The 19,457-nt window shown below is 56.4% G+C and carries 10 protein-coding genes; all 10 read right to left on the bottom strand.

Annotation, left to right across the window (positions count from 1 at the left end; translation table 11 throughout):
* A complete protein-coding gene (locus Poly59_RS22630; protein WP_246151863.1) occupies nucleotides 1-2,496 on the bottom strand; it encodes a PulJ/GspJ family protein in 2,496 nt (831 codons plus the stop codon).
* 6 nt (nucleotides 2,497-2,502) lie between these two features.
* Nucleotides 2,503-8,778 (bottom strand): hypothetical protein, encoded by a 6,276-nt coding sequence (locus Poly59_RS22635; RefSeq protein ID WP_146536385.1) that lies wholly within the window; start codon nucleotides 8,776-8,778, stop codon nucleotides 2,503-2,505.
* Nucleotides 8,779-8,849: 71 nt separating this feature from the next.
* Nucleotides 8,850-10,307: a hypothetical protein gene (locus Poly59_RS22640; protein ID WP_146536386.1), complete on the bottom strand. Its 1,458-nt coding sequence runs from the start codon at nucleotides 10,305-10,307 to the stop codon at nucleotides 8,850-8,852.
* A 151-nt stretch (nucleotides 10,308-10,458) separates the two neighbouring features.
* Nucleotides 10,459-11,790 (bottom strand): pilus assembly FimT family protein, encoded by a 1,332-nt coding sequence (locus Poly59_RS22645; RefSeq protein ID WP_246151864.1) that lies wholly within the window; start codon nucleotides 11,788-11,790, stop codon nucleotides 10,459-10,461.
* The gene (locus Poly59_RS22650; RefSeq protein WP_246151865.1) at nucleotides 11,787-13,049 is read right to left on the bottom strand and encodes a type II secretion system protein; all 1,263 of its coding nucleotides are present in this window, start codon (nucleotides 13,047-13,049) and stop codon (nucleotides 11,787-11,789) included. Before Poly59_RS22650 ends, Poly59_RS22645 begins: the two co-directional genes overlap by 4 nt.
* Nucleotides 13,046-14,323 (bottom strand): type II secretion system protein, encoded by a 1,278-nt coding sequence (locus tag Poly59_RS22655; RefSeq protein ID WP_146536387.1) that lies wholly within the window; start codon nucleotides 14,321-14,323, stop codon nucleotides 13,046-13,048. Before Poly59_RS22655 ends, Poly59_RS22650 begins: the two co-directional genes overlap by 4 nt.
* A 144-nt stretch (nucleotides 14,324-14,467) precedes the next feature.
* On the bottom strand, nucleotides 14,468-15,913 hold the full coding sequence (locus tag Poly59_RS22660; protein ID WP_146536388.1) for a type II secretion system F family protein: 1,446 nt from the start codon (nucleotides 15,911-15,913) through the stop codon (nucleotides 14,468-14,470).
* Nucleotides 15,914-15,965: 52 nt separating this feature from the next.
* On the bottom strand, nucleotides 15,966-16,331 hold the full coding sequence (locus tag Poly59_RS22665) for a four helix bundle protein (protein WP_146536389.1): 366 nt from the start codon (nucleotides 16,329-16,331) through the stop codon (nucleotides 15,966-15,968).
* Between the two features lie 104 nt (nucleotides 16,332-16,435).
* Entirely contained in the window at nucleotides 16,436-18,154 is a 1,719-nt protein-coding gene (locus tag Poly59_RS22670) for a GspE/PulE family protein (RefSeq protein ID WP_146536390.1), read from the bottom strand.
* Nucleotides 18,155-18,256: 102 nt separating this feature from the next.
* On the bottom strand, nucleotides 18,257-19,366 hold the full coding sequence (locus tag Poly59_RS22675; protein WP_146536391.1) for a type IV pilus twitching motility protein PilT: 1,110 nt from the start codon (nucleotides 19,364-19,366) through the stop codon (nucleotides 18,257-18,259).
* Between the last annotated feature and the right edge of the window lie 91 nt (nucleotides 19,367-19,457).

Consider the following 19,457-nt stretch of genomic DNA (forward strand, 5'->3'; position numbering starts at 1 on the left):
TTACTCCAATGCTTCTACAACGGTGAACTGAGCCATCTCTTCGCTTGACGGATCCATCACTCGAACCGTCACACTGATCGCTTCCAAAGGAGTTGGGAACGGCGGCGAAGTTTCGGGTTCGCTTGGCACCCAACGTCCGGTATCGACTTGAATCAGATTCTGAGGCGTTGGTGCAACCAATCGCGGCGTGGGAGCCGCACCTGCACTGGCTGGATTGTTCAACACCCAAGTTGTCCCCATCAAATTCGCACCACGAACCTGACCTGCCAATGTATGCGTTTGGTCAAACCCATCGGTTTCGTAACCGTCGGTCCAAGTATCATAGGCCGGCTGAAAGAAACAGATTGCTCCGTTGGTGGCCGAGTGAACCAGCTTACCGCTTCGTTTCAATGAATTCATGCCTGCGGTGGTTGATGGTTGCTCTAGCGGCAACCCCGAAAACGCCGACTGCATGAACAAATTGAAGTTGGTCGCAACACGCGCGACCGGTGTGATTCCGGTAAGCGGTGGCGATGCAACTTCGCCGCTACCAACAGCGATCGATTCTGCGTAACGCTCTCTTAGCGTTGATCCGGCCAGCATCGGGTAAGCCAAATCGACAAACTCCCCACGCGATCCGAGCGTTACTTTCAAACCAGTAATCGGGGCGGTACCGGTGTAGTACGTCGACGACCGACGTGGATCGATGATCGGTTGCCCCATCACATCGTAGATCGCAAGGTCATTGACCCCGACCAGAACATCATCGCTGCCGGCGGCCCCGAATTCAATCTGAGCGATTGGCCCAGCGATCACATCCGTTTCGTCCGACGAGCCGCTGGTATCGTCATCGTAGCCTGAAACACCCGGCTCACCGTCGGGTCCGCCCGTGATGAAAACCGGTGCGGTCGGATCGAATCCACGAATGTCAAACGATAACACGTTCGATGTCAAAATGTCTTCGCCGGTGCGGTCCCATCGCGGGTCTGCCGTCGCCAAGTATTCACGTTCCCAGTGCTCGCCAAAACTGGTCCCCACAGGATTGGGATCGCCAAGTTCAAACATTGGCAACAACCAACCGTTGAACAGTCCCGTTCGCGAGTTCGGTGTGCCACCGGCGTTGAGTGTTTTGGGACTTGGTTGTCCCGTTGGGAACCATGCGGGTGCCGTTGCAACGGCTGGTACTGCACGAGGATCCGACGCACCCTGCCATGTCAGAATGGGATCATTCCACCCCAAGGCCAATAACGGCATCGATGTTGCGTCATCGCCGGTGCCAAAAGTGCCGCGGCCAAAATAGCGACCGGGGTAACGAACGTGCCCGAACCGATTGTGAGGCTGAACCAGATCAGCCATCGAATTGGCTGCGACAAAACCGGTCGGTTGGCCTGTTTCGGGGTCGATCACTCGTCGCAACGAGAGGTCATAGAAGTGATGCAGCGGTGCCATCCCAACCAACCAATTGCTGGTCAGCATGTCGCGGTTGTCCGTCGCGCTGGTCGTCACGGCGTAATTCGGGTACAGCGGCGATGTGCCGTTGTTGGTCACACCAATCGGATACAAACGTTCAAGCGGTGCGGGCACGGACATGGGGTTCGCAACCGCATTCCAAGGACGCAGCACGTTTGTCGTGAATGCATTTCCGCCACCATTGGTGACAGAACGAACGGCATTCAGGTCCGGGCGAATCAACAGCGTGCGTTGGTGCAGCACGATGCGATCGGGAATGAAGTCGTTGTTCTTGTCGCGATACAACGGCATTCCACCGTTGGCATGAGTCGCGACCTGCAACAAGTTGGTCGCCGAATCGACTTCCCAGACTGGCGATGCCCACATGATGACTTCGGCGAACTTGGAACGGATCACTCGCGGCTCCATCGCTGCGGCGCCCGTCAGCCCATCTTCGACCAAGTACGCTGGCACTTTTCCGGTGAACCACTGGTCGCCGGACGCTTCGGTCGTGAACGCGATGTAATCGTCGAAATCCCCAAGCCTTCCGTGTTGGCGATAAGTCGCACTCGCATTCGAATTGTTGTACTGGGGATCACGCGTTGCCGTTCCGGCTGGACCGTCGGCTGGCGTAAATTCATTGACAACGACGCCCGAGCTTAGCTTTCGTTCGGGGCGAGCACCGAACAGAGCCATCGATTGCTCGGTCAGTGGGCCTTCGTAGTACATGAAGTAACCACTGCCCGCCGTCGACGAAAGCGGCGGGTTGATTTCCGCGGTCCGTGACCGAAGGTCGGTACGGATGCGAAAACTAACCGAACGCAGTTTGCTGCTGAGCGACACCTGGCTGCGTCCAACTTGGATCGACTTGCCAATCACGCCGAACGACTTTGCCATCGCTGCCATCAACAGCAACGTGATCGTCATCGCAATCAACAACTCAACCAACGTGAACGCTAGCGGAACTAGAACACCAATTCGGCCCCCACGCGACAATGTCAACTTTGACAGCGTCTTCGTTGACAGTGCCGTGGGTGATTTCAATTTTTGAATCATCATTTTATTCATCACGGCTTAGTTCAACATTCGAGAGAGCAAAACAGTTTCCATCGCGTTGTTCAATTGTCCCGGTTCGTACATGACCGGGACGCTGCGATCGATGATGTGAAACGATTGGAAGCGACGTGATTGGCCCAGATCGCTGCCAAGTTCTTGGCCGACATGCAGATTGCCATCCACCTTGAACAAGCCGACCGTGATCCAGACTCCGAACACGTTGGATTGATCAGCCGCCAAATTGTTCAACCGCGTGATCGCAATGTCATTGTGCAACGCACTGCGCTGACGCATTTCACCGTTCAGGGATCCACCAAGCGGCTTGTGGAACAACGGGGAATCACCGCCGAGCGCGTCGGTCGCCGTTACGCCCGGTCGCATGATCGTGCGGTCCAGCGGACGAACACGATCAGTCACAAGCGGTGCCAAGTCCGATGCATTGGAAGGCCGGAACGCACCGCCAAATTGGCTTGGCCGAGTACGATCAAACTGTGTGATCGTGCCGCCCGCTTGCATCACCGGTTCGCTGGCGCCGCCGGTCAACAAATAACCACGGCGACTTTGTGAAAACTCAGCCGCGAACGCACCAAACGCAGGGTCGCTGGTGTCCGAGATTCCTTCCATCAAGGCGCGGTACACACGCGGCCCTTTGATCGTGTTCAGGTTGATCCGACCTTGTCGGTACTGCGGCTGCAAAATATTGAATGGCGCCCGAAGCGATTCGATTGTCATTTGGTTCAGCCAGAAAGCGTTCGTCGTAGCACCCGCGTTTGTCCAACTGTAAGGATTACCAGTCACCGTGGTGCCCAATCCTGAATAGTTGATCGAACCACCGAAAGTGGACTGAGCAGGCGTCGAAACGGTGCTGTTATTTTCGATGTTCCGATTCGTCGACACAAAATCATTCTCGAAGTCGAACGGTGCAGGAACCTCGATATAGTTCAAGATCCGATGCAGGTTCGGCGAGTTCACGAAACTAGCCTGATCCGTGCTGCTGTAGTTCCACAAGTGTGGGAACACCCGGTTGTAATCCAGACGATCGCCAACCGCGTGCGGCGGTGCCTGCGATGCAAACACATTCCCAGCGGTAAAACCGGTATCGGCGGTTGCCGTTCCAAAGGACGCGCCGAATCGAGCAGCCGAAGTGGTCGGCACCCACATCAATTCACCAGGCGAAACATACGAACGGTTCAACCACGTCGCAGACGAGAAGTACTTGTTGACCGGCATCCCCGCATAACGTGTGTCCGTTGTACCGGTTGTGCGCCAACGGTCCCCGTATGAAGCATTGGCGAAGCCAAGCGTTGACGAGTGAGCCGTACGGCCAGGGTTACTGTCCGGTTTCGTTGCGCCGGGTGGTGCCGTATCGGGGTTCACCGTCGTCTGCAAATTAAGCGTGAACGGGAAGTACGGCGCGTGTCCACCAAGCGTCGGCGCCCCGGTCGTTTCCGGCGCGGTTGTCGGTGGCGGGAACGTGTTGACGCTGTGCGACAAATTCTCGGACGCCGATGCAGCCACGCCTTGGAAGATCGTGTTGCCGGTCTTGTAACGAGTCGCAAAACGTTCGTTCGGGATCGAGCCGAACGGATCCGGGTTGCCCTTGTCAGTCCACTCGGTCACAGCCGGTGGGCCAGCATCGGTTTCCTGAGTATTACCATCGCTGCCGTTGAACACCGTCAAGTCGATCGTGATGTAATCGACACTGATGTACGGATTCAGGATTTCGTCATGCGGCTGAGTTGGATCGGCTAGCCGTTGCAAGTAAGCCGTTTTGAAACGTTCTCGCGTTCCCGTTCGTTCGGCGTCGGGGCCGTAGACACGAAACAACTCGGCATAGGCCGCTTGATCGAACGGGACGTCCGGCAGATTCCCGGTCGCCGCAACGAAGTCATGATAGGAGTCGAACGGGAAATCCGCCTTCAACCGAGTTGTTGGCGACGGATAGTACCGATTCACACCCACCGGTGCTGGATACGGAAGCGGTTCCGAAACATTGATGCCAATGCCGGGCGTCGTGCCAACCACGGGCGGACCCGTGAAGCCAGTCGGAACATTTGCCGCCGCGATGATGCCGACGGTGTTACGAATCGTGCTGTTGGCACCACCGGCGACCGTTGGTGTCGCGTTCGAATTTGTAAACAAACGGTGCTCGAAAGCCGTCGATCCCAACAAGAACCGTTGCGGCGATTCGTAATCGACATAGTTCACCACGGGTTCGTGGGTCGTTGGGTTGTGCGTTGGCGTGCCCGCATTGCTCTGCAGCGATCCCACATGCGTTATTGCACGAGGGCCGATGACTGCGTACTGGCCACCACGAAGGTGAACTTCGGTCAGATTGTCGGTATCAGTGACCTGGTAGGGATAATCTGCCGCTGCAAATCGGTTGTAGAAGATTTTTTCGACGCTGTTGGAGTCGACAGGAGCAAAGTCAATGAAACCATCGTCAGCGGTGAAGTCGCCATAGGCCTGGCCAGCGATCGTGGTCCCGTTCGTCGTCGCATCTCGTTGCAGACCGTTATCGGGATTAACATTGGTGAACCAAATCACACGGTCAACTTGCTGAGGCGGCGGAATCTCTGCCCCAAAGAAGTCAGGTCGGTCCAACTGTAAGGTCGCAGCCTGACGGTTCATGGCGATCGCAAACGGATCAACATTGCTGCCGACCGGTTGCAGCATTTCGTCACCCGACTGGCGCGGATCTCCTCGCACCGCATCGTCGTGCGCCGGCGAGATCGCAACTCGCCAAACCGGGTTACGGTCGGGCGCGGTGCGAGCCAAATCCAGCATGTATTCGTACTGAGGCGACCCAACGGTTGCGCTGGTGTCGACCTGCGAATACAGTTCCGTCGGCACAGCCCATGCTTGCGACGTGCTATCGGTATCGGTAGCTGGATTTCGCAAATAGTCCGGCGAGCGAGTTGACCGAACCTCCAAGAACAACGATCCCTGCGGCAAACGCCACTGGTCGGTGTCATCGTCGAGGAATGTGCCGCCGCTGAAACGAGGTTCCGACGCTGCGTCCAAATTCGTATCGCGAACACGTCGATCGTGCATCGCCAGCGACTCTTCCAAAGCGAGTTCGGGATACTCCATTCCCCAAACGGTTCGATAGGTCAATGGCGTCGCGCTGATGTCCCAACCGTCGAACGGATACACATCGTAATCGAATCGCGACATGATTGAATCGGGGTCGCGGAAATCGGCCACGTTGATTGCCCACTGAGCCAAAGTCCAAGCTCGATACTCTTCCTCGGCCGTGTTGGCGGTCCCGTACGCCGATCCCGGCAACGTGTCGCGACGGAAAGTTGGCGTCACGATCGTTGGCGGCACACCAAGCGAGAAATCAAATGCGTCCGTACCGTTCAGGTCACGCACCAACGTCATCGCCATCACATACAAGTGACGTGCGAACCAACCCTGCGGCGTAGGTTCCGGATAGACGCCACCGGCACTGACCGGCCCCGGTTCGCCCGGCGTCAAATCGCTGAACGGAGTCGTGTAGAAAGTGTCCGAGGTCGTTCCGGTGAAGTCACGATAGAAGTAGAGGTTCTGAACGGCATTGCGAAGTTCTTCGGGATCATCGACGACGCCGTCGCCGTCATCGTCGATGCCATTACCGAATGGACGATTCAAGTTCAATTTGCCACCGCTCAAAACTTCGCGAGGCAACAACTGCATCAACAAAGCGTTGCGTTGTGAGGTGTCGAAACGATTGGTCCCCGAGTTAGGCGGCAAGCTGCGAACGGCATCGTCAAAGATCGACGCCGGGGTGTCGGACGAGTTCGCCAAATTAGTGCCGCGGTACTCTTGCGGCAACATCCCGGTATTGACCGACGCGCTGCTGCTGATCGTCGTGACTGAGTTTGCGAACTCTTGTCGATCCGCGATCGTGGTCAAGTGATTTTGGGCAAGCTCGACCAATGCACTGTCGAGCGCATCACGGTCAAAATCGTTAAACCGCAACATCGCTTCCATATCGGGAAGCGTGAACGCGCTATCAGGCAATTCGCCAGGCGTCGTAATCATTTCATACGGATCGTCGTTCGCATCACCCGCCTGGGCACCTGCAGACAAAGTTGGTGTCTGAACGGTCACGGACGAATTGGCGACCATCAGGCCACCATCAATGCCAAGCGCCATCGACGACCGACCAAACTTATCCACGGGCAAACCATAGGCGTTCGCCGTGCTGTGGACGTTGGGCAAGTATGGTTGTCGCAGCACACCCATCAGGTCGTTGCCGCTTTGCGTGATCGGATCAATCAAGTGACCAGAGGCGACATATTCGACGCCGGAAAACGTTCGGCTGACCAAACGTCGTCGCAACAGATCGAGAGCTCCGTTGGGCGAAGTACCGAACAACGGATTCAAACTGATTTCAGCCGGACCGTAACCGAACCCAGCAGGCAAGTCGGTGTGCGTGACCGTCGGCCCGGTTGGGATACCAGTTCGGTACAGCACGCCGCTAGCGGATTTCTGAACCGCGTTTCGAGCCTGGACCAAGTTCCCGGCCAGGTTCACATCGACTCGGCCACCAAGATCTTCGATCAGGTACGCGACCATCGGTTTGACCAACGATCCATCTTCGGATTCGGTCAACGGCAAACCCGCGTCCGTCCAAACACTGTCCGGAATCCCGTCGCCGTTGTTGTCGACGTCCCAGTCCGGATACCCATCACCGTTGCTGTCGCCACCGCAAAGAGACCGCACCAAACGTCGAATGTTGGCGGCCAAGATTACAGGATCGGTCTCCGAAAAATCCAGCCAGCCATCGACTGGCGACGGACGTCCGAGGTCTGAGTTGTTGCTGCCAGTGAAGTCGCTGTAATCCAATTGCAAGACACCCGCACCACGGTTGCTCAGTGCGGCCGGCATCGCAGTGATGTCGTTTTTGATCGGCAAGGGCCGCGTCGTCGAGCGCTGCACGGCACGCAGAATCTGCTGAAGCCGCAACACCGTCATCGAGTCTAACGTGCCGGACTGTTGGTTGATCAACCAGTGCAACAAGTCAGGACGGACAAACGAAGGTGCCGATGCACCGAAAGCTTCGTTGGTCGGGAAATAACTAAGCCACAGATTTTGCTCGTCCGGCGCATCGTACGGTTCGTCCGCATCACCGCCAGGCAAGTCTTGCAAGTAACCCTGTTCGGCGGTTGCCGATGACGCCGACGCTTCCCGGCGATATACCGCAAAGTGCCCCTGCAGTGCTGCGGGCACGTCGGTACCGGTCGCCGAGCCGGCGTACGCTGTCCCACCGATCGGACTTGGTGCGGCCGCCGGCAGAGGGCTATGGTTCGTGTTGATGACCTCGTTCAAGTTCTGGTTCGCATCACCGACGACAGTCAGTGATGTCCGCCCAACGTCGAAACCTAGACCAGGTCCGTTCAGGATCGCACCGTTGAGATAGAAATCTGAAAGTGGTGTCGCAGCCGTTACCAATTCCGGTGGTTGGTTGTAAAACAATCGCGAGATGTATTGGTGATCGACGTCACTGGTTGGCAACAATGCCTTTTCAAGCCAACGTGCCAACGTGTTTGTTTCCCCGAGACTGTCAATCGTGATCGCGCGGTGAAGGTGCGGACGCATGTCCAACACCAATTGTCCGCTCAAGATTTGGCGACCGTTCGTCACCGTCGTCGACACATGGTTGCCGAACGACCGAAGAACCTTCATCGACAATCCTTCGAGCGGCCCTTCGCGGAACGTCAAAACACGTCCAGCTAGCTCGTCGTCCATTTCGAAAAGAGGGGTCGAGGCCGATGGGTAGTTTCGTTCGGCAAGCGACGTGTGATCGACGCGGCGATTCGGATACGTCGCCGTACGGAACAACTCTGTTGGGATTCGGACAAAATCATTCATCAACACATTCGGCGCGACCAAAGGGTCGGCGACCACAAAACTGGCCTGCGGCGTCATCTCGCCCAGAATCGCATCACGCATTCCGTACAAGTCACCAAGGATATCGTGACCCCAGACCGACGAATCGGGAGAATCCGAGCCGACCAGAATCTCTTCCAGTGCATCGCCCAGCAACTGCTCGCCGTCAAAATTCCGCGACTCGCTGCGACTGATGTTGTAGGCCGTAGAACGCTGCCGCGTCGTGAACACCAAGTACGAAACCGCCATCACGCTGAACAGCGTCAGCATGCCAAGCACGACCAGCAGAACAATTCCGCTGCGAGATTGTTGACGGCCAGAATGGTGACCGCGCAATGATTGGCGGCAAACTGGTTGGCTGCGAAACGGATCGCGGCGCACTGAGTTTCGTCGCAGCGTTGAATCGATTCGGCACATTGAATTTTCTCCCGCAGAGGGTTGCGAGCATTCGGAAGAGAGAAGAGAAGAGTCGCTGGGGTGAGTTAATATCATTCGAACTTGACCTCCGATTCGATCACTGAGACCGCGCCTTCGACGATCGTGCAGAACGTGTCGTCGATCGGTGTCGTATTACCGGTCGTTTCGTCCTGGAACGCCCAATCCGGCCCGGCCAGCGACAGGCGTCGCCCCCAAACATCGTGCGTTCCGCCGGCCCACGTGTAACTGGATGTCTGCTCGGCTTCGCCAACGCTGATCACGCGATACCAACGGTGAACCGCCGGACCATTCGCACGCAGCGTCACGGGCGGACCGGTGACTCGGTGCGGTTGACGCGACAGCATCACCCAACTGTTCGATGAAATGTCGTCCGTCACACCTTGCGAACCGAACACGCTGACTTCGCCGCCCGAACCGCCGTTGAAACCAATCGCGGTTTCCGGATCGATCCACGCCAAACGTTCGGACGTCGGGTTGTCGTCAGCATCATCGATCGTGTAATTGCCTTTCTGCAAGGCGAACGGATCACCGACACGTCGCGGCACTGGCGCAAGTCGTTTGCGAACGACGACGATCGACTGGCGAAAACTATCACCGCCCAAGAAGTTTGGCGTCAGCGTCGCAAACCAGGTGTAGTCGCTGGCGTTGTCACGCCCGCCGTCTAGCCGGTTCCCACCGACAAGCGTCGTTTCGGTTAGCACTCCCCGCGGCAACTCTTTGTCCGGAGCATCGACGTTGGACAGTCCGTTGGATCCGCCGAAAATATTGCGAGTGATCGATGGCGACATCAACTGATATCGGTACATCGGGATTCGGCTGTCGAACATCGGCGACTTCAACGTCACGCGGTACATCCGCGGCCCCATCGGCCACGGGGTGGTTCTGGTGGTGGTGTTAACGCCTGCTGGGTTTCCAATCTGTTCGTTTGGCGACGCCAAAACGTTGTAACGTTCATTGAAATACGGAAAGCGGCTGTAGTCGAATGCCGAATCCGTGGTGGCAGCAGCAGCAAACGGCTGAGCGGCGTTTGGGCTGGTGACAAAGCCACCCGTCAACAACGCCAAGTCCGGTGTCCCCAGCGGATCGATGCAAATACCACCGCTCAGTCCGGTACCGGCCAACATGTGCATGTAGCCGGGTGTTTCCAATTTCAAGGGTGCATTGGACAGTTTCGATTCGAGCGTCTGCATCGCATTGGTTGGGATGTAGCCACCGGCGGTGTTAGCCGCTGAACCCTGCACTGGCTTATCGAACATCACCAACGAATCGAGATCGTGAAACGACTGAACAACACCGACTGCCGATGCCGACGTCGACTCGCTAATGCTGCGGTCGATTTCGATCGTGTCGCGAGCATTTTGGGACGCGATCGGAATCAACGCCGCCAAACCGACCAGCCCGGTCAGAACCACACCGATCGCAAAGATACATTCCATCAACGTAACCGCCGCGCGTCGGCAAGACCGGCGGCGTGAAGCTTGTTTGGTTGGGGAAGTCTTCCAGTTCATGTACATGTTCAGCTCAATCGATGAGTTTCGGCCGCATTCCGATGCTGCCTTTGATCGACACGATTCAAATCATTCGCGTCGTTACTGTCAGTAGTTTGATAAGGGTTTTTGACGAAGCATCGCTTCGACGTTGAATGCTAGACGAGGACCGCTAGATTCCGTCTTCACGAACTTCTACGGCAGCCGAGCGAGTGCGTCCGAGCACATCTTCGATTCGTTTCTGCCGGGTCGCATTGGTTGGTACTGTTGGGGCACCGCCGATCAGGTTCGACGTACTGTCGGTCGGGTCAATCCAAGGCGACGCGATAACTTCACCGCTGCGAACTTTGATCGATACCCAAATGCTGCTTGAATCCAACAGCGGTGTTCGTCCGTCTTTTTTGGCATCTTCAATCGGATTGCTGTCGGCGTCTTCGAGCGGATCCTCGGGCTTGATTTCACCGCCTTCGCCAACCAGGAAGAAGATGTCGCCAGTCACGGGAATTTCCAACAACTCAATCACTCCGCCCGACAACACCCCGCCCAGCACTCGCGAGACTTCGCCGCGGCGTCCGAACAAAACGTAAATCGATTGGTAATCGCGCGGCGTTCCTACGAAAGGCGCCAGCGTTGTGTCGATGTAATTGCCGTCGATGAACATGGGCGAAAACTGGTTCCCAAACCGCCCGACTCCTGATGACGTTAGATCAATCGCGGTTCCCCGCGGCAGATCGACGGGCATCGAGATCGCCGGTCGTGGGCTGCGATTGATCTGGAACGAAACGTCTTGGCCCACGAAGCGTCGCAGGTTCAGTTGCGGTTCCATGCGTTCCACTTGGATCCATACCCAGTTCGTCACATCCGCATCGCTCAGTTGGGACGCCGTGATGCCGGCTGCGTTGCGAAATGCAACGGTTCCATATTGCATCACGTCGGTGGCTCGTAACATCAACCCACCACCGCCAAGCTGGACAAAGTCACCTGGATTGATCGGCTTGGTGCGCACCGTCAGCGTCGAATCCGCCTGTTCGGCAAGAATGTCGTCAACCGCTCGGCGAGCTTGGATCGATGTCGGGTCAAACCAAATCGAGATCACGTCGTTGCGCACAAACGTGCCGGTCGCGACGCCGATCTTGACCGTCGCCCCGGGCGTGTCGCCCGTGTACGGTGGCGAGACCGTTGCAAAGCGAACTCGCGTCGAATCACATCGCTGGTTGATGTTTTCGATTCCCGATCGATCAATGATGATGCCGCCACCACCGCCGGTCGCGATCGATCGTGCTCGGCCCTCTTCGATCGCCGACTGCAACAACGTCGCCGCACGACTAAGTTTCTGACCTTGTATGGTGCTCTTGACCGTCGGCAATGCGATACCGGCCAGCACTGAAATCACAGCGAGCGCCACCATCAACTCGACCAATGTCAGTGCGGCACGAGACCGCAGCGCCTGCATGGGCTGAGTCAAACAATGTCGATGCATTTCGATTTTACGATGGTTCGTCATTGCAGTGCCAAGCTTGGATAAATGTTGTCCGCCGATTCGTCGACGCCGTTGCTGTTCACATCGACCACCGCGCCCGGACGATCGGCGAGCGGCCGAGGTGCGTCACCGACAATGGCCAAACTGTAAAACGGGTCCGGAAAGAACACGTTGCTGCCGTAACCAATCGGATGCGGTACCAACGAGCCATTGCGTCGGCGACGTTGGGGCGACGCAAGAGTCGCGATCCTCTGACTGCCTTGAGTGGCGCGAGCCGTTCCCGACGGCGTGACAAGAAGATCGAACGCGCCATCGAGACCAGCCGATACGATCATCGGACGCGCATAGAACGTCACCTTGTCAATTTCGATGCTGGTGTCATTGGTGGTCGGGTCGACCAAGACCGCATCACCGCCGTTTTCGACAAGATTTGTGCGAGGATCCGAGCGCAGGATATCAAGCGGGTCCTCGCCAAGTTTGGCAACGAGCGCCTTCAAATCACCAACGGTGGGTTTGTTGGCATCAAGCGCATCATTGGCCGACCAATTGTTCTTCAAGTAAAACCCGACTGGGCTGCGCATCCAAACCACGGGAACACCCCAGGAGTCGACGATTTCAAGCATTCCGTCTTCGTCGGTGTCGGCAACATCGCGGGTGCGAAGTTGTCCTAGCAGCGGTTGGCCGTTGATCGTGTTCGCAGCGAAGATCAGATACAAGCACTCCGCTGACTCGTTCGTGGCTGTCCACTTTGAATAGGCCGTTGCCCAATCGGGCGTCGCACTATCAATCGCATTCAGAGTTCGCACAACACGGTTTCGGTAAATCAGCGACGTCGCCTCTCGCCGCGTCGGCGGCAAAGGCTGGGTGCCGGTTTCGCTAAGGAACGGCACGCTGTACAGCGTCGGTGCGGCAGGATCCGAACCGGCAGCCGGGCGGCCTGACCCTACGTCGATATCCGCTTTGGACATCGGCAGGGAAGCACGCAACCAATCGCGCCGCCAAATCAACTGAGTCTGACTAGCCGCTTCCGGTGACCATGCCTGACCCGGCAAACCCACGCTTCGCGACGCTTCGGTTTCGTAGAGCTGCAGCATCGTCAGGTTCAGCTGGTTGATGAAGGCCTGAGCCCGCGTCTCCTTGGCTTGACGATTGGCACCGATCAATGCTTGAGACACCATCCCACTGATGATGCCCAAGATAACGATCGTCACCAACAACTCGACAAGCGTGAAGGCTTGACGTTGCTCCGGTGCATTCGGTCGTGTCTTGATAAGTGAACTCACTTTAGATCCGATTCGAGAGTACGAGTCGAGAAGTTGGTGATATTGTCCAATTGCGGCTTGATCGCGCCGTAAATCGATTCAGGGTCTTCGTACTTGTCGCCGCCACCCGTGTTGGCACCCGCAAAGTTAGCGAACTCGCCACTGGGGTAACGCGTGACCACACCCGCAGCCGACGGTAACGCTGGGGTAGCAGTTCCAGGCAGAACGCTGCCGCCGTAGCTGCCGTCGAGCCCAGCCGAAATGACTTGGTATTTGTTCTGTTCGGCCCACAAGTAGCCACCGGCGTTGGTGTCCAGATTGTCCGTCAGGTACGGACGAGCCACACCGCGATCGAGATCGCCAGCGGGATGCAAGTAGATATTCAGCGTGTGATAAAGACCCGCGCCCGTCGCACCCATCCAACCACCGGTGATCGCAGTCGGCGCGAACGTGTCGCTGTAGTTGTCGGCGTTGAAATACACCAACGGACCGGATCGATCATTCGGGCTGTAGACAGGAAACGGATCGAACAAGAAACGAATCGAAGCAAACGAGTTGCCCGAGGGTGCGCGAGTCGAATAACCACTTTGCAGGCCAGTGCCGGATGTCGTCGAAGCGTACTCGTCGTCCGAGAACGCATACGGCACCGTCGCGCCAGCGGGGTTCGGTGAACTGCCGCCCGTGTTGAGCACCGAAACCGTCAGCCCATCTGCGAGGTCGAAGAAACCGTTCTCTCGTGCGCTATTGTATTGGTAAAAACCGTAGTCCGCCGTACAACTGCTGCTCGGCGTCGAAATCAACGACAACGGTCCGCCTTCGCCGGTGAATGGCTTCTTGACGTTACTGCTGTATCCACCCAAGCAAAACACGAGCGCTTCGGCCGGGTCCATGCACTGGCGATAGTACCGGTAGGTTGTGCCAATACGTGGGTCGGCGTTTGCCCCGGCGCCCATTGCGGCAAACGGCACGCGATTGTAGGAGTCATCCAAGAACGTGTACTGAGCCAACAACTTCAACTCGTTGTCATCGATGTTCGGAAACGCCTTGCGATAGTGGCGTTCGACTTTGGACCAATCGCTGAAGTCAGGCGGATAGTCGCCGTACTTCAACTTGTACGCCTCGAGCGCCTGACCGACGACATCGATTTCAACCCGGATCGCCGCTTCCTTGGCGGTCGTCAGCGCACCGGTGATGGCAGGAATCGCTATCCCCGCAAGGATGCCGATGATCACGATCACCGTTAGGATTTCGACGAGCGTGAAGGCGGCTCGCTTTCGGATGAGGGTTGCGTTCATGGCAATCTGAATAGGGCTGAAGGATTTGGTTTTGGCGACGAGGTGTTAACAACAAAACGGGGAACAAGGACACCGCTGGAGGCTTCCGTGGGGACTTCGGTGCGTTTGACACGCGCCGAAGCCCCAGCACGTTGCCCAATCTTCTTAGGACAATCCGGAGATCAGTTCGACCAACGGCATGAACAAACTAATGACGATGAAACCGACCGCGACGCCTAGGAACACGATCATCAGTGGTTCCATCAACGCGGTCAGGCCGTCGGTCATCACGCGAACTTCTTCGTCGTACGTGTCGGCGACCTTGTACAACATCGTGTCCAATTCACCGGTCTCTTCACCGACGTCGACCATGTTGACGACCAAGTCATCGACGACGCGTGACTTGGCTTTGGTAGCACCGAACAACGCGGCCAACACGGCACCGCCGAGCGTGGCTTGCACACCCAACATCGTCAGCGTTTGGACCATCGTGCCGTCATCCAGCTTGGTGCCCTTGGCCGTCAATGCGACCGACAACAACACGCAACCGGGGAACGCACCGAACATGGCCCAGAACACAAGCGACATCGGGTGCAGCCCCATCAAGCTGTGCTCGCGCAGCGGCTTGCTGATCACTTCACCTTCACGAATCGCTTCGTTGGTCTTTTGGAACAACCGTTCGAACATGCCGTTGCCGGATGTTTCTTTGGTGATATTGATGGCTTCCAAAATCGGTACACCGGATGCCACCAACGTACCGAGCGTCCGTGTCGTCCGAGCCAAAATGTTCTTTTCGATCAGGCTGCCGAAGATCGGCACTTTGATGATGAACATGTCAAAGCCCATGCGGCCGTGACGGAATTTTCGCATCAACTTGACCAGGATCAGCAAGCAGACTGGCATCGCAATCAGCAAGAACCAGTAACCAGCGATGTAGTTACTCATCGCGATCAACAACATCGTCGGTGCCGGCAATGACAAACCAAATTCTTCGAACATCGTTTCGAACGTCGGAACGATGAACAACATGATGAAAGTCAAAATCGACGCGGCCACCATCACGACGATGACCGGATAGATCAACGCACCCTTGACCTTTCGCTTTAGCGATTCGGCGCTTTCCAGGAAGTCAGCGAGCCGCTGCAAAATCGTTTCCAACGCACCACCGGCCTCACCAGCCTTGATCATGTTGACGTACAGGCGGCTGAATACTTTGGGTGACTTCGACATCGCTTCGCTAAGCGTCGAACCGCCTTCGATTTCATCGCACGTGTCCATCAACGCATTCTTCAACTTGCCCGGTTTGGCGTTGTTTTCAAGAATCTTCAGACTGCGCAGAATCGGCAGACCGGCATCTTGCAAAATCGACAACTGGCGAGTGAACGCACAGATGTGTTTTGTCTTGGCGCCACCGATCGTGAAGCTACGCTTTTTGCCACCCTTGCCTGACGCATCAGCCTGGCCCGCAGCCTGCTTCTTGACGGAGATCTTCGTAACGAAGTATCCCATCTGGCGAATAGTGGTTTGCGCCTCTTCTTCGTTGGCGGCATCGATCTCGTCCCGGATCTCTTGTCCGGTCGCGTCCATCGCTTCGAATTGATAAACAGGCATTTGAATAGGCTTCAGGTAACAGGTAACAGGTTACAGGTTTTGAGTTCCAGGATCATTGATCCGAACGTGCACGGACGGCTGAGGTAAAGCTGGACAGCATCCGTTTGATTTCTAGTAGTTGATCTTCGAGTTTTCGGTGAAGTTCGATGTCGATGTATTCGAGGTCTTTCGCGAGGATGAGTTGGTACTCGGCCTCGCAAGCGGACCCCATCGCAATATCACAAAAATGGGCTAGGTCTTTATCGGTTCGGCGTCCACAGCCTTCGGCAAGGTTCGACGGAACCGAAGCTGACGATCGGCGGACCTGAGATGTCAAGCCATAACGTTCGTCGTCTGGAAACCGGCGAGTCGCACGGTAAACCCCAAGAACGAATGCGTGCGATTTCTCCCAAACCTTCAGCTCTCGAAAATTTCGCATGACCGTGACACCTCTCTACCACAACTTTTGTCTTGCTCTGCTTTGTTCAGTTCTAACTTCTCTTGTTTTTCCTGACGCCCGTGACCTGACGCCCGTAACCTATTTCAATCTTCAACCGTTTCGCGGATGACTTCGTCTAGCGTCGTGACACCGTCGGCGGCGACGGCCATGCCGAAATCTCGCAGCGACACCATGCCGGCCCTTTCGGCTTCGGCACGCAGTTCGTCGGTCGATGCGTTGGCCAGCACCATTTCGCGAAGTTTGTCATTGAGCAGCATCAATTCGAACAACGCGATGCGGCCCTTGTATCCCGTGTTGTTGCAGGCATCGCAGCCGGTGCCCTTGAAAAACTTCTTGCCAGCGATGGTTGCCTTGTCGATACCCAGATCGAACATCATCGCGCTGCTGACCTTCGCTTCCTCGCGGCACTTCGTGCAGATCCGGCGAACCAATCGCTGGGCCAGGATGGCTTCGACGGTCGCACAAATCATGAACGCTTGGATGCCCATGTCTTTCAACCGAGTGACGGTCGCGGCTGCACTGTTGGTGTGCAGTGTGCTGAACACCAAGTGACCGGTCAGAGCAGCTTGGATCGCGATTTCGGCCGTTTCCAAGTCGCGGATCTCACCGACCAGGATCGTGTCAGGGTCTTGTCGCAAAATCGCCCGCAGACAACTTGCAAACGTGACGCCGACATCCGAGTCGATTGGAATCTGAATGATGCCGTCGATGTCGTATTCAACCGGATCTTCGGTCGTGATCAGTTTGTCACCGATGTGGTTCAGTTCGGACAGCGACGAATACAACGTCGTCGTCTTGCCCGACCCCGTCGGCCCGGTCACCAACACAATGCCGTTGGGACGATCGATCGCCGCGCGAAAGCGGGTCATCATGTCTTCGTCCATGCCGACATTTTCGAGCGAAAGGTTGACCACTGATCGGTCAAGCACTCGCATAACGACTGATTCGCCAAAAATCGTTGGCAACACTGAAACGCGAAGGTCAACCGGGTGACCGCCGACCATCAATTCGATCCGACCGTCCTGCGGCATTCGTCGTTCGGCAATGTCCAAGTCGGCCATGACCTTGATCCGGGTCGTGATCGCGAACGCCAAGTGACGCGGCGGCGGGACCATTTCGTACAACACACCTTCGGCTTTGATGCGAATGCGAAACTCGTCTTCGAAAGGCTCGAAGTGAATGTCCGATGCGTGATCCTTAATCGCCAGCAACAAAACCATGTTCAGCAGCTTGCGAACCGGCGCCGAATCGGCAAGAGCAGCCGCATCAGTGATGCTGAACTTCTCTTTTTCGAGCGCCGAAACCATTGTCTTCAGCTCTTCGTCGTCGGCCAGTGACTGGACCAACTTTTCAACGCTCTCGGACTCACTGTCATAGTGACGCGTGATCGTCTGCATCAGATCGCGTTCGGTCGCGATGACCATGTTGATTTCGTAACCCAAGAACGTTCGCAACTCGTCCTGAATCGACAAGTTCTGCGGATCGCACGTCGCAACGGTCAAAGTGTTTGACTTTTCGTCGAACGCCAGCGGGACGATGCGATAAAGCTGGGCCATCGTTTCCGAGATTTTTTCCAACACGCCTTCGCCAAACGTCGCTTCTTCAAGCGACACCGTTTGCATCGACATCTGCTCGGCGAGCGCCTGGATCAACTGCTCGTCCGTGATCAGCGTCATGTCTTCGGCGATCTTGCCCAACAGTGTGCCGGGCTGCTGCTCTTGCTCTTCCAAGATGATCACGAGCTGCTCGTCGGTTAGAAAACCGAGGTCAACGAGGATCTGTCCGATGCGTCGTGATGCCATGAGGAGAAACAGGTGTTAGAGATTAGGTGTTAGGTATTAGGGAATGGTTTAGGAACACTGGATTTAGATTTTTCCTAAAACCTAATTCCTAATTCCTAAAACCTATTTTTCTTCGGGAACCGGGATCGGGTCGTCACCTTCGCCTCGGCGACTGTTGACGATCCGCTTTGCCAGGTCATCAGGGCGATGGGCTTTCCCCAACGCGTCCTCGACCGTGATCGTTTCTTTCTTCCAAAGATCGAACAGGGTGTCATCCATCAACTGCATGCCGAACTTGGCACCGGTTTGCATCGAACTGTTGATTCGGAAAGTCTTGTTTTCGCGAATCAAGTTCGAGATCCCCGGCGTGACCACCAAGACCTCGTATGCGGCCACTCGGCCACCGCCGATCTTTGGCAACAATGTCTGTGCGACCACACCGATCAAGGTCGACGCCAACTGAGTTCGAATTTGGTCTTGAAGGTTTCCGGGGAACGCATCGATGATCCGGTTGACCGTGCCCTGCGCGCTGTTGGTGTGCAGCGTGCCGAACACGACGTGCCCCGTTTCCGCAGCACTAATGGCCGCCTCGATGGTTTCGAGGTCACGAAGCTCGCCGACCAGAATCACGTCCGGGTCTTGCCGCAACGCTCGCCGAATCGCTTCCGAAAAACTGGGAACGTCAACGCCGACTTCGCGCTGGTTGATCGTCGACTCGATGTGGTCGTGATAAAATTCGATCGGATCTTCGATCGTGATGATGTGGTGGTCAATCGTTTCGTTTAGCAGATTGATCAGCGACGCTAGCGTCGTCGATTTCCCCGAACCGGTTGGGCCTGTCACCAAGAAAAGTCCCCGCGGGCGGTGAACCATCTTCATCACAGCTTCGGGCAAACCAAGTTGCTCGGGCGTCAGTTTGTCGTTGGGAATTTGTCGCAGCACCATCGAAATGAAGCCACGTTGCTTGAAAACCGACACCCGGAACCGGGCCAAGTCACCGAACGCAAACCCAAAGTCAGTCGAGCCCGCCTCCTGTAATTCTCGCTGGCATCGCTCCGGCGTGATCGACTTCATCAACTGAACAGCGTCTTCGCCTTGCAAGACCTTTGTTTCTAACTTCCGCATCCGTCCGTGCAGACGGAATACGGGGGGCTGACCAACGACGATGTGAATGTCGCTAACGCCCTGCTTGATCGCAGCCTGCAGCAGTTTGTCGATCAGGACGGTTGCCATGGATTTCGCTTTCGAAAATCAGGTCGGCTGTTCGTGGACCCACGACTGTGCTCGCAGGAGTTCCGACCATTCCCGGCGAACAGCGTCACCA

It is taken from the genome of Rubripirellula reticaptiva, from assembly GCF_007860175.1.
GTDB lineage: Bacteria > Planctomycetota > Planctomycetia > Pirellulales > Pirellulaceae > Rubripirellula > Rubripirellula reticaptiva.

Bases quoted from the DNA above. Each gene is read 5' to 3' on its own strand.
- Poly59_RS22630 (WP_246151863.1), bottom strand. From the start codon at position 2,496: ATGAATAAAATGATGATTCAAAAATTGAAATCACCCACGGCACTGTCA.
- Poly59_RS22635 (WP_146536385.1), bottom strand. From the start codon at position 8,778: ATGTGCCGAATCGATTCAACGCTGCGACGAAACTCAGTGCGCCGCGAT.
- Poly59_RS22640 (WP_146536386.1), bottom strand. From the start codon at position 10,307: ATGAACTGGAAGACTTCCCCAACCAAACAAGCTTCACGCCGCCGGTCT.
- Poly59_RS22645 (WP_246151864.1), bottom strand. From the start codon at position 11,790: ATGACGAACCATCGTAAAATCGAAATGCATCGACATTGTTTGACTCAG.
- Poly59_RS22655 (WP_146536387.1), bottom strand. From the start codon at position 14,323: ATGAACGCAACCCTCATCCGAAAGCGAGCCGCCTTCACGCTCGTCGAA.
- Poly59_RS22660 (WP_146536388.1), bottom strand. From the start codon at position 15,913: ATGCCTGTTTATCAATTCGAAGCGATGGACGCGACCGGACAAGAGATC.
- Poly59_RS22665 (WP_146536389.1), bottom strand. From the start codon at position 16,331: ATGCGAAATTTTCGAGAGCTGAAGGTTTGGGAGAAATCGCACGCATTC.
- Poly59_RS22670 (WP_146536390.1), bottom strand. From the start codon at position 18,154: ATGGCATCACGACGCATCGGACAGATCCTCGTTGACCTCGGTTTTCTA.
- Poly59_RS22675 (WP_146536391.1), bottom strand. From the start codon at position 19,366: ATGGCAACCGTCCTGATCGACAAACTGCTGCAGGCTGCGATCAAGCAG.